Raw genomic sequence first — 11,528 nt, 5'->3', positions numbered from 1 at the left:
CGCTCGGTGGTCCCCGGTCGCAGTCCGCGCGCGCCGCGTCGGCGACGACGGTGTCAGCGTCGCGGTGCGCGTCTACCGTGGACCGTGCCGGCGATCACCTCGCCGGTACGGCAGCGCGACGGGTCGGGGAGGGGCGCCGATGACGGACGTGGCGACCCTCGTCTCCGGCCTGGCGGGTGCCGCCGGGGGCGTGGGGGAGGCCTCGCCCGGGCGCCCGATGCTCGCGAGCGCGGGCGACGTCCCGCGCGGCGCCGGGTGGGCGTTCGAGTTCGCGTGGGACGGGCTGCGCTGCCTCGCGCGCACGGGTCCCGACGGGCTGCGCCTCGTCACCGACGCGGGCCGCGACGTCACGTCCCACTTCCCGGAGCTCGGCGTCACCGCGCCGTGGACCAACACCGCGGGCCTCGTGCTCGACGGGGTCGTGGTCGCGCTCGACGGGGTCGGCCGGCCGAGCGCGGGCAAGCTGCGCCGCCGCCACCGCGTCGCGCACCCCTCGGAGGTGCTCCAGGCGCAGGTTCCGGTGTCCTTCTACGTCTTCGACGTCCTCGAGGTGGCCGGCGCCTCGACGCGCCGGCTGCCCTACCGCCAGCGCCGCGAGCTCCTCGCCGAGCTCGATCTCTCCGGGAGCAGGGTCGTGATCCCGCCGTTCTTCACCGGCGTCGCCGCCGACGCCGTCGTCGACACCGCCCGGCGCTACGGGCTCGACGGCGTCGTCGCCAAGCGCCTGGAGTCGACCTACCAGGTCGGTCGCCGCTCGCGGAGCTGGATCGAGACGCCCGTGCGGCGCACCCAGGACGTCGTCGTCGGCGGCTGGGTGCCCGCGCGCGGGCGTCCGGACGCGGTGGGAGCGCTGCTCGTCGGCGTGCCGGGCGAGGCGGGGCTGGGCTACTCGGGGCGGGTCGTCACCGGGGTCACCGCCGCCGCGCGCCGCGAGCTCGACGGGCTGCTGGGCGGGCTGGAGCGCCCGGTGAGCCCGTTCGCCACCCCGCTGCCCGAGGACGCGGGCGGCACGGTGCACTGGCTGGCGCCGCGGCTGGTCGGGCAGGTCGAGCACCGCCGCTGGACCGCGACCGGCCTGCTCGAGCGCCCGGTCTGGCAGGGCCTGCGCTCGGCGCACCCCGCCACCGTCGCCGCGCCGGTGCTCTCCGCGCCCGTGGTCGACACCGACCTGGAGCTCGACGACCTCGAGGTCGCCGATGCCCGCCCCGCCGCCCGGGTCGCCGACGTCGTCGCGACCCCGTCGAGCGAGGACGTGGAGTCGGCGCTGCGCTCGCGGTTCTCGGCGCACTTCGTGCACAACACGCTGACCGCGATCGCGGCCTACGTCCGCACCGACCCGGGACGAGCCCGGGAGCTCCTCACCGAGTTCGCCGACTTCACCCGCTACTCGTTCCGCTCGGGCGGCGAGCTCACCACGGTCGGCGACGAGCTCCTCAACGCCGAGCGCTACCTCACCCTCGAGCAGGCGCGCTTCGGGCAGCGGCTGCGCGCCGAGGTCGCGGTGGCGCCGGAGGTCCGCGGCGTGCTGGTGCCGCCATTCGTCGTGGCGCCGCTGGTGGAGAACGCGGTGCGCCACGGCATCGAGCCGGTGCCGGGCGGGGGCTCGGTGAGCGTCTTCGCCTCGGGCTCGGGTGCCGACTGCGTGATCACGGTGTCCGACGACGGCGCCGGCATGGGACCGGAGGCCACCCGCGCGGCGTCCCAGGTGGATCGCCGGCACGGCGGCATCGCCGAGGTCTCGCGGCGGCTGCACGGGACGTTCGGCTCGCAGTGCGACGTGCACGTCGACACCCGGCCCGGGGTGGGCACGGCGGTGCGGCTGCGGCTCCCCGCGGTGACCGCGGCGGAGGCGCCGAGCCGGGTCCTTGTCGGCTGACCCGCCCCGGAGCACGGGAGGCGGGGGCACAGGAGGCGGGGACCGGGCGCCGGACGGCTCTCCGGCCGCCCGGAGCCCGGGCTCGCGCTCGTCCCGGTCAGTCGTCCTCGGCGCCGTCCACGATCGCGCAGGACGCGTCGGGCGCGGCGTCCTCGGGCTGGAGCAGGTCGGAGAGGATGGGGATGCTCGCGTCCACCCCGCAGGCCTGCACGGGCAGCACGGTCAGGTCGTCGAGCAGGCTGATCCCCGTCGTGTCGTCGTCGGTGGTGACGGGGTCGGCCGCGGCCAGCGGGGCGGCGGCGAGCAGCCCGGCAGCGGTGAGGGCGACCGCCGCCGAGGCGGTGGCGGCAGTGCGTCGGAACATGAGGTCTCCTCGCGAACGCGGGAACGAAGAAGACCGTTCGTCGCATCTGCAGCTGCGGTGAACGGCCGGGCTGGACTCAACCCGGTCGGGGGAGGTCCGGCAATCGGTGCGACGAAGGGCCACCGGAAAGCGTGGTGGCGGGTACGGCGGGACCAGCGGCGGGTACGACGCGACGAGCGGCCGGTGGGCCAGGGTGAGCGGCACCGCCGCGCGAGCGTGGAGGAGGGCTGTGGAGGCCATCGCGGTCGACTGGTCGGGCGACGCGCGGGCGGCCCACCGGCGCATCCGGGTCGCGACCGCGGAGCCCGGCCGGCTCCTCGCGGTCCGTGGCGGCCTCGACCGGGACGGCGTCGCGGACCTCCTGCGCGAGCGCGCCGCGGACGGCCCGCTGGTGGCGGGGCTCGACTTCTCGTTCGCCCTGCCCGCCTGGTTCGCGCGCGAGCACGGCTGCGCCGACGTCACCGCGCTCTGGGACCTCGTCGCGCGCGAGGGCGAGCGGTGGCTGCGCGCGTGCCGCCCGCCGTTCTGGGGTCGCGGGGCGACGCCGCGGCCGCCGCTCGACCCGGCGCGGCCGGGGTTCCGCGTCACCGAGGAGGCGGCGCGCGCCGACGGCCTCGACCCGCGCTCGACCTTCCAGGTCGGCGGCGCCGGTGCGGTCGGCACGGGTTCGCTGCGCGGGATGCCGCACCTCGCGCGGCTGCGCGCGGCGGGGTTCGCGGTGTGGCCGTTCGACGACGCGGGCCGCGCGACGCTCGTGGAGATCTACCCGCGCGCGCACACCGGGCCGGTGGTGAAGCGCTCGGCGACCGCCCGGCGGGAGGTGGCGGGCGCCGACCCGCGCATCCCGGAGGCCCTGCTCGACGACGTCGTGGCCACCGAGGACGCGTTCGACGCCGCCCTCTCGGCGCTCGCGCTGGCCGAGCACCGCGACGAGCTGGGCGCCCTGCGCGCGGCGCCGGCGGGGAGCCCCGAGGCGCTCGAGGGCGCGCTGTGGCGCCCCCGAGCGTGACCTCAGGTGCGCGTGCGCGTCCGGGGCGCCGGCTGCGGGACGTCCCGGAACGCCTCCCGCACCGCCCGGCGCGGATCCGCCGAGCGGATCTCGGCCAGCGGCTCCCGCAGCTCGTCGAGCTGCCGGCGCACCTCGGCGAGGTCCGCGGCCGTGTCGACCTGCTCCCGGAGCGACGATGCGTACCCCTTGGCCTGCGTCGCGATGCGGGCCAGGGACCGGATGGCGCCGGGCAGGCGCTCCGGCCCGATGACGAAGAACCCGATGAGGGCGAGCAGCACCAGCTCACCCATGCCGAGACCGAGCACGGTCACCTCCCGTCCGCGAGCGGGGCGGAGTCGGGGCAGGGCGAGGCCTCGTCGTCGGCGAGGTCCGCCCAGCCGGGGTCGCGCCGCGCGCGGCGGCGGTCGTGCAGGCGGCAGACCTGGACGGCCAGCTCGAGCAGCACGCAGAGCGCGGCGCCGAGCACCGCCATGGAGATCGGGTCGCCGCCAGGGGTCGCGATCCCCGCGAAGAGGAAGGCACCGAAGATCATCCCGCGCCGCCAGCTCGCCAGCCGCTGGTAGGAGACGACGCCGACCCGGTTGAGCATGACCACGACCAGCGGGGTCAGGAAGCCGACGCCGAACACCACCATCAGCGAGAGCACCAGCGAGTAGTACTCGTCGCCGCGCAGCGCCGTCGTCTGCACCGAGTTGCCGATGCCGAGCAGGAAGTGGAGCGCCTGGGCCACGACGAGGTAGGCCACGACCGCCCCGCCCGCGAACAGCAGCGAGGCCGTGCCGGTGAACACCACGGCGCCGCGCCGCTCCTCACGACGGAGCCCGGGCGTCACGAACGCCCACAGCTGCCCGAGCCAGCCCGGGGCGGACAGCACCACCCCGGCCGTCGCCGCGACCTTGACCCGCAGCAGGAACTGGTCGAACGGGCCCGTGGCGAGCAGGCGGCAGTCGGTGCCGTTCAGCCCGGCCCGCGCGGACGGGGGCAGCGAGCAGTAGGGCTCGATGAGCAGGCTGCCGAGGCTCGGCACGCCCAGCACCCCGTGCTCGTACCAGACGAACCCGGCCACGGTCCCGACCGCGAGCGCGACCAGCGCCCACGCCAGCCGCCGCCGCAGCTCGAGGAGGTGGTCGAGGACCGACATCGTCGCCTCGGGGTCCCGGCGCCGCCGGCCGGGCCACCACCGCGCGAGGCGGTGCGTCAGGGTGGTCACGCGCTCAGACCGTCGTGCCGTTCGTGGTGCGCACGGGTGTCCCGTTCACCGGGGCGGGCTCCGCGACCGCCGGCTCGACGGCCTTCGGGGCGGTGCCCTTCTCGCCCTTGTCGCCCTTCTCAGCCTTGTCGTCCTCCGCCAGTGCGGAGGTCTCGGCCTTGAAGATGCGCAGCGAGCGGCCGATGCCGCGGGCGGCGTCGGGCAGGCGCTTGGCGCCGAACAGCAGGAGCAGGACGACGAGGATGATCAGCCAGTGGGACGGGCTCAGCGCTCCGGTCATGACGGGTCCTTCCGGTGGGGAGTCGGGTGGGGAGACGGGCAGGGAGACAGGCAGGGGAGGTGAGCCGGGCTCACATGTTCTCGGCGCCCTGCTTGATGGCCTCGCGGATGCGGGCGTAGGTGCCGCAGGCGCACATGTTGCGGATCTCGTCGATGTCGTCGTCGGTGATCGACCCGCCGTCGGCCTGGACCTTCTTGACGAGGTCGACCGCGGCCATGATCTGGCCGGGCTGGCAGTAGCCGCACTGGGGCACGTCCCGGTCGATCCACGCCTCCTGCATGGGGTGCAGGTCCGCGCCGACGGTGTCGGGCAGGCCCTCGATCGTCGTGATCTCGTCGGTGGGCGCGATGCGGCTGACCGGGACCGAGCAGGGGTTGAACGCGCGGCCGTTGATGTGGCTGGTGCAGGCCTTGCAGACGTTGATGCCGCAGCCGTACTTGGGCCCGGTGATGCCGAGGACGTCGCGCAGCACCCAGAGCAGGCGGACGTCGTCCTCGATGTCGACCGTGACCTGGCGGCCGTTGACGGAGAGGGTGCGGGGAGGCATGGGGAGCTCCTCAGCTCGCGGGGTTGAACGCCGGGCCGGCCGCGGACGGCGCGGGGTACGCCTCCAGACCGTCCGTGGGCGAGGGGGGCAGCGGCGGGACGAAGTCCTTGACCTCGAACGGGACGTCCTTGGTGTGGCCGATGGGGAAGCTGGTGGGCATCTCGCCGACGGCGGCCGCGTAGGCGCAGGCCACGGCGGCCGTCGCCGCGCCCACGGCCAGCTCGCCGGCGCCGCCGGGGCGGTCGCCGCTCGGTGGCATGACGATCACCTCGATCTCCGGCGGCGCGTTCCAGTGCCGGGTGTAGCGGTAGTCGTCCCAGCTGCCCTCGAGGAAGTTGCCGTCGCGCAGGTGCAGGCTGCCGGTGAAGACGTGGGAGATGCCGGTCATCACCCCGCCCTCCATCTGCGCCTTGAGCCCGAGCGGGTTGATGGGCAGGCCGACGTCGACCGCGACGGTGACCTTGCGGACCCGCGGCCCGGTCGTCGCGCCCGGGATCTCCCGCTCGGCCGTGGCGGGCCGGGTGTCGACCTCGGCGAGGATGGCGACCGTGCCCTTGTACTCGTTGTGCACCACGACGCCCTGCGCCACGCCCTCGGGCAGGTCCTCGCCCCAGCCGCCCTCGTCGCGGACGGCCTCGAGCGCGGCCTTCGCGCGCTCGTCCTCGACGCGGTCGAGCCGGAACTCGAGGCGGTCCTCGCCGAGCCGCGCGGCGAGCTGGTCGACGACGAGCTCCTGGGCGGGCCGGAAGTCCTGGTTGTTGAGGTTGCGGACGCTGCCGGTGGCGAAGCGGTCGAAGTCGAAGATCTCGTTGTAGCCCAGCGCGATGGCCCCGAGGTCGTAGGGGACGCTCGCGGTCAGCAGGAAGACCGTCTGCGAGAGCGTGAGCTCGTTGGCGAACGGGAGCTTCGCGGCCTGGGACGTGATCATGTCGCCGAAGGACTCGGTGTAGTCGGTGGCGACGCTCGTCTGCCGCTGCTCGAAGGCGACCACCTCGCCGGCGGTGGGGCTGTAGGTCGCCCGCACCCGGGAGATGCACATCGGGTGGACGCGCCCGGCCCGGCACTCGTCGGCCCGGTGCCACATGAGGCGCACCGGCTTGCCGATCTCCTTCGACACCCGCGCGGCGTCGAGGGCGGCGTCGCTGAACAGGCGGCGACCGAAGGCCCCGCCGCCGCGCGGCACGTGCACGGTGACCTGGCTCTGGGGCAGGTCGAGCACCTGGGCGAGCTGGGTCTGGGTGACGATCGGGATCTGGCTGGGCGTCCAGATCTCCGCCTCGCCGTCGCGGACGTCCGCGATCGCGACGTTGGGCTCCATGGCGGCGTTGCTGCGCCAGTAGAAGACGAACTCCTGGTCGATCGTCTCCACCGCCCCGACGCCGTCGAGGACGTCGCCCACGGGCTCGGTGACGAGCGGGAGCTGCCCGCCGACCTCGTCCAGCGGCCCGGGCGAGGGCAGGTTGGCGGGGGCGTCGGCCGCCCGCAGCTGCTCGAGGATCGAGGCGTCGGACTCGCCGTCGACGTTGCCGCGGCCCCAGGTGATGTCCAGGGCGTTGACGGCGTCGATGCACTGCCCGAAGGTGCGCGCCCGGACCGCCACCGCGGACGACGTGGTCCCGCGACCGGGCTCGGCGTCGGTGGAGATCTCGACGACGTCGGTCACCCCGGGCATGCCCTTGACCTGGGCGAGGTTGTTGACCGACTCGACCGTGCCCTTGATCGTCGGCGGCCGGGCGATCATCGTCGGCAGCGCGTCGGGGACGTCGAGGTCCATCGTGTAGTTCTTGCGCCCGGTGACCGCGGCGACGACGTCGTCGCGGCGCTGCCCCTTGCCGATGATCTCGAACTCGTCGACGGCCTTGAGCTCGGTGACCGCCTCGCGGGTCACCTCGTTCGCCGCGGCCGCGGCCAGCTCGGCGAACGGGATGCCCGAGCCGGCGGTGGAGAGCACGCGGCCCCCGGTGGTGCGGAGGTTCTCGGCCTCGTCGCCGAGGATCGTCGCCGCCGCCTCGACCAGCCGACCGCGGGCGAGCGCGGCGGCGACCCGGACCGGCGTGTAGATCGAGATGACCGACGCCGAGCCCTGGGTCTGCTGGTTGAACAGCAGCTCCGGTCGCGCGTCGGCGAGGTCGACGGTGACGTCGGAGACGTCGATGCCCATCTCCTCGGCGATGAGCATCGCCGCCGTCGTCGTGATGCCCTGCCCGCTCTCGGCCCGCGGGATGGTGAACGAGACGGTGCCGTCCTCGTTGACCACGATGGTGATCAGGTTCGCGGTCGGGCGGGTCGAGTCGAGCAGGAGGTCGGACAGGTCGTAGACCTCCGACACCTCGGGCGCGGGCGAGGGCAGGGCCTCGGCGGAGAGGACCGAGTCGCCGGCCAGCTTCGCGCCGACCGCGAGGGTCGGGGCGGCGATGAGGTAGCCGAGGAACCGGCGGCGCTGCATGCCGCTCGGGGGACCCGTCGACGCGGATCTCTTGTTCGCGATCGGACGACGTGGCGGCCGGGGCGCGGTGTGGTGCTTGCCAGGCATGGAGTGGGTCCCTTCGGGCGAGTCGGAAGAGACCGTTCGCCGCAGTGGTGGGGAGCTAGGAGGACCAACCTTCTGTCTCGGCAACGTAACGGATGGACAAATCGGACCTGAAACGTGGTGTTGCTCCCACCGGTGGGCGGGCGCGTGGTTGCGGTCACCGGCTGTCTCGTCTGGGCCGTCCGGGGGCAGGATGTGGGGCCGGGGGGACCACTGGTCGGTCCGGCGGGAGGAGCGAGCGTGAGCCTCGGGGCGGGTCCGGTCCGGGTCGGCATCGTCGGTGCCGGCAGCCGGGGCCGTCTGCACGCCCGGCACGTCCGCCGCGCCGGCGGCCGGCTCGCGGCGGTCGCGGAGCCGCACGCGGGACGGCGCGACCGCCTCGCCGACGCGCACGACGTCCCCGCCGCGGCCCGGTACGAGGACTGGGCCGACCTCGCCGAGCGCGGCGCCGACCGGCTCGACGTCGTCGTCGTCGCGACCCAGGACCACGACCACGTCGAGCCCGCCGTCGCGTTCGCGCAGCGCGGGGTGCACCTGATCTGCGAGAAGCCGGTCGCGACCGACGAGCCGGGGGCGCGGCGCGTCGCCGAGGCGGTCCGGCGGGCGGGCGTGCAGTTCACGGTCTGCCACCCGCTGCGCTACGCCCCCTCGACCCGGGCGCTCGTGGCCGCGCTGCGCGCCGGGCGCATCGGCGACGTCGTGTCGGTCCAGCACCTCGAGCCCGTCGGCGCCTGGCACTTCGCCCACTCCTACGTCCGCGGTCCCTGGCGCCGCGAGGACACCGCGTCGTCGCTGCTGCTCGCCAAGTGCTCGCACGACGTCGACCTGCTCACCCACCTCGTCGACGACCGTCCCGCCCGCCTGTCCTCCTTCGGGCGCCTCCGCCACTTCCGCCCCGAGCACCGGCCGGCGGGTGCCGCCGCGCGCTGCCTGGACTGCGGGGTCGAGCCGACCTGCCCGTTCTCCGCGCCGCGGCTCTACCGCTCGTGCCTGGGTGACCCCGAGTGGGAGGAGCAGCTGCTCAGCGCGGTCACCGAGGTCCCGACGCCCGCGGCCCTCGACGCCGCGCTGCGCGACGGGCCCTACGGGCGCTGCGTCTACGCCGGCGACAACGACGTCGTCGACCACCAGGTCGTCGCGTTCGAGTTCGCGAACGGGGTCAGCGCCACGCACACCGTCACCGCGTTCACCGAGCCCGCCCCGCGCCAGACCCGGGTCTTCGGCACGCACGGCTCGGTCGAGGTCGACGGCGCCGTCCTGCGCTTCCACGACTTCCGCGCCCACCCCCGGCCGTCGGTGGAGACGCTGACCACCGGCGACGGGCGGGCCCCGCACCAGGAGGGCGACGAGGAGCTCGTCCGGGCGTTCCTGCACGCCGTCGCGCACGACGACCCGGACGCCAACCTCACCGGCCTCGACGAGGCGCTCGCGAGCCACCGCATCGTCTGGGCCGCCGAGCGGTCGCGGCGCTCCGGCGAGACGGTGCGGATGAGGTGGGACGCGGACGGCACGGACGGCACGGACGGCACGGACGGCGTGGACGCCGGGGTGCCGGTCGCCCCGGTGCGGGCCTGCGGATGAGGATCGGGATCACCGTCCCCAACTTCGGGCCCGCCGCGACCGCGGACTCGCTGCGGGCGTGGGCCGCGGTCGTCGAGGACGCCGGGTTCGACTTCCTCATGGTCGGCGACCACGTCGCCGCGACCCCGGACGTCACCGCCGCCTACCCCGGCCCGTTCTGGGAGCCGCTGACGCTGCTCGGCTACCTCGCGGGCGTCACGCGCCGCGTGGAGCTGGGGACGACCGTGCTCGTCGTCCCCTACCGCGAGCCGCTGCTCGCCGCGCGCAGCCTCGCGGGCCTCGACCAGCTCAGCGACGGGCGGCTGATCGTCGGCGTCGGCGTCGGCTGGGCCGCCGACGAGTTCGCCGCGCTCGGCGTCGACCCGCGGCGGCGCGGCGAGATCACCGACGAGTACCTGCGCGCGCTGCTCGCGCTGTGGTCCGACGACGTCGTGAGCTTCCACGGCCGCCACGTCGGCTTCACCGACGTCGACAGCCGCCCGCGGCCCCGGCGCCGGCCGCACCCGCCGCTGTGGGTCGGGGGCAACGGCGCGGCCGCGCGTCGCCGGGCGGTGGCGGTCGGGCAGGCCTGGCACCCGCTGCGGGTGCCGGTCGGCTGGCTGCACACCACCGGGCTGCCGGGGCTGCGGGCGGCCGCCGAGGAGGCCGGGCGCCCGCTGCCCGCGCTCGCCCCGCGCATCGTCCTGCACCCCACGGTCGAGCGGCGCCCCGACGAGGGCCGCCTGCTCGGGGAGGGCCGCCCCGACCAGATCCGCGCGGACCTCGACGAGCTGCGCGCGCTCGGCGCCAGCCACGTCCTGCTCGACACCCACCGCGACGCCGTCACGGCCGCCCGCGACGACCACGCCGCCCAGCGGGCCCTCGTCGAGGACGCGGCGGGGTGGCTCGCGTGAGGGCGCCCCGCCGTCGTCACCGCCGTCCCTACCGCCGACCGGACAGCAGGCCCTCCCACGCGCGGTGCCGGGCCTCGGCCAGCGCGCCCCACAGCGGCGCGGTCTCCCCGAGCGCGCCCGCGACCACCGGCACCGGTCGCGGCGCCAGCTCGGCGACCGTCGCCTCGACGTGCGGCCGCAGCCCGGGGGTGAGGCCGACCGGGCCGCCGAGGACGAGCAGGGCCGGGTCGACCGTTGCGCACACCGCCACCGCGGCCTCGCCGAGCGTGCGGCCGGCGTCGGCGAGGGCGGCGGTGTCGGTCGCGGTGTCGGTGTCGGTGGCGGTGTCGGTGGCGGTGTCGGTCGCCGTGGCGGGCGGGGTGTCGGGCGCCGTGCGGGTCGCCTCCGCCGGCGGGGTGAGCCCGTGCGCCGCCATCGCCTCGCCGAACCGGAAGCGCCCGGTGCCCTCGCCGAGCGGGAGGTAGCCGATCTCGCCGGCGAGCCCGTGGGCGCCGCGGATCAGCACCCCGTCGAGCACGAGGCCCAGGCCGACGCTGTGCCGCTCGCCGACGTAGAGGTAGGCGAAGGTCGCGGTGCCGACGGCGGCGCCGTGGTCGCGCTCGGCGAGCGCCGCGAAGTTCACGTCGTTGTCGAGCACCACCATCGACGGGTCGACCCCGCGCACGTCCCCGATCCCGACGACGCCGGCGGGGAACGCCGACTCGCGCAGCTCGACGACCCGGCCGGTGGCGGGGTCGACGGGGTTCGCGATCGACACAGCCACCGACCGCACCGGGCGCCCCTCGGAGCCCCAGCGTTCGCCGACCGTGACGAGGACGTCGTCGAGGCGCGGCGCGACGAGGCCGTCGTCGGGTGGCTCGTGGTCGAGGTGCTCGAGGCGGCGGCCGGCGAGGTCGGCGACCGCGGTGCGCACCACGCGGCGGTTGATCTCGACGGCGACGACCACGCCGGCGCCGGGCGCGAGGTCGTAGAGCGTGGCGACCGCCCCCGGCACCCCGGACCGAGGGCCGACGGGCACGAGCACCCCGTCGGCCTCCAGACGCCGCACCGCCTCGCTGATCGCGGGCGGCGAGATGCCGGTGCGCCGGGACAGCTCGGCGCGGGTCAGCGGGCCGAACTCGGCGGCGATCTCGTCGAGGATCGCGCGTTCGGTGGTCGCGCGGCGCAGTCCGCTGTGCGGCGAGGTGCTCCGCGCACCCGCCGCCGTGCCGCGCTCACCGTCCGTCATACCGCCTCCC

Annotated in this window: 11 protein-coding genes; 4 read left to right on the top strand and 7 right to left on the bottom strand. The window is 75.8% G+C overall.

The features are described 5' to 3' along the window. The first annotated feature begins 139 nt into the window (after positions 1 to 139). On the top strand, positions 140 to 1,876 hold the full coding sequence (locus ACYX4T_RS17935; RefSeq protein WP_476010647.1) for an ATP-dependent DNA ligase: 1,737 nt from the start codon (positions 140 to 142) through the stop codon (positions 1,874 to 1,876). 97 nt (positions 1,877 to 1,973) lie between these two features. Here ACYX4T_RS17935 and ACYX4T_RS17930 read toward each other — a convergent pair whose 3' ends face one another. Next, positions 1,974 to 2,240, bottom strand: a complete 267-nt coding sequence (locus ACYX4T_RS17930) for a hypothetical protein (protein WP_476010646.1) — start codon at positions 2,238 to 2,240, stop codon at positions 1,974 to 1,976. 229 nt (positions 2,241 to 2,469) lie between these two features. On the opposite strand from ACYX4T_RS17930, the gene ACYX4T_RS17925 reads away from it, so the two are divergent. Next, positions 2,470 to 3,249, top strand: coding sequence for a hypothetical protein (locus ACYX4T_RS17925; RefSeq protein WP_476010645.1), 780 nt, complete (start codon positions 2,470 to 2,472; stop codon positions 3,247 to 3,249). 2 nt (positions 3,250 to 3,251) lie between these two features. Here ACYX4T_RS17925 and tatB read toward each other — a convergent pair whose 3' ends face one another. The 5 genes from tatB to ACYX4T_RS17900 all read right to left on the bottom strand — a co-directional run bounded on the left by tatB (position 3,252) and on the right by ACYX4T_RS17900 (position 7,732). Then, a complete protein-coding gene (gene tatB, locus ACYX4T_RS17920) occupies positions 3,252 to 3,560 on the bottom strand; it encodes a Sec-independent protein translocase protein TatB (protein WP_476010644.1) in 309 nt (102 codons plus the stop codon). After that, positions 3,557 to 4,459: a twin-arginine translocase subunit TatC gene (gene tatC / locus ACYX4T_RS17915; protein ID WP_476010643.1), complete on the bottom strand. Its 903-nt coding sequence runs from the start codon at positions 4,457 to 4,459 to the stop codon at positions 3,557 to 3,559. Before tatC ends, tatB begins: the two co-directional genes overlap by 4 nt. A 4-nt stretch (positions 4,460 to 4,463) precedes the next feature. Continuing rightward, positions 4,464 to 4,739: a Sec-independent protein translocase subunit TatA gene (tatA, locus tag ACYX4T_RS17910; protein ID WP_476010642.1), complete on the bottom strand. Its 276-nt coding sequence runs from the start codon at positions 4,737 to 4,739 to the stop codon at positions 4,464 to 4,466. Between the two features lie 70 nt (positions 4,740 to 4,809). Beyond that, entirely contained in the window at positions 4,810 to 5,286 is a 477-nt protein-coding gene (locus ACYX4T_RS17905) for a (2Fe-2S)-binding protein (RefSeq protein WP_476010641.1), read from the bottom strand. A gap of 10 nt (positions 5,287 to 5,296) precedes the next feature. Continuing rightward, on the bottom strand, positions 5,297 to 7,732 hold the full coding sequence (locus ACYX4T_RS17900) for a molybdopterin cofactor-binding domain-containing protein (RefSeq protein ID WP_476010640.1): 2,436 nt from the start codon (positions 7,730 to 7,732) through the stop codon (positions 5,297 to 5,299). 324 nt (positions 7,733 to 8,056) lie between these two features. Here ACYX4T_RS17900 and ACYX4T_RS17895 point away from each other — a divergent pair, with 324 nt between their 5' ends. Then, positions 8,057 to 9,397, top strand: coding sequence for a Gfo/Idh/MocA family protein (locus ACYX4T_RS17895; protein WP_476010639.1), 1,341 nt, complete (start codon positions 8,057 to 8,059; stop codon positions 9,395 to 9,397). Then, a complete protein-coding gene (locus ACYX4T_RS17890; RefSeq protein WP_476010638.1) occupies positions 9,394 to 10,290 on the top strand; it encodes a TIGR03619 family F420-dependent LLM class oxidoreductase in 897 nt (298 codons plus the stop codon). The genes ACYX4T_RS17895 and ACYX4T_RS17890 overlap by 4 nt, the downstream gene beginning before the upstream one ends. Before the next feature lie 28 nt (positions 10,291 to 10,318). On the opposite strand, the gene ACYX4T_RS17885 is transcribed toward ACYX4T_RS17890, so the two are convergent. Beyond that, on the bottom strand, positions 10,319 to 11,518 hold the full coding sequence (locus tag ACYX4T_RS17885) for an ROK family transcriptional regulator (RefSeq protein WP_476010637.1): 1,200 nt from the start codon (positions 11,516 to 11,518) through the stop codon (positions 10,319 to 10,321). Positions 11,519 to 11,528: the final 10 nt, after the last annotated feature.

Source organism: Actinomycetospora sp. ABD4_176 (assembly GCF_056311855.1).
Note: the sequence above shows the minus strand (reverse complement) of the source record. Positions and strands in the feature narration are given on the sequence as shown.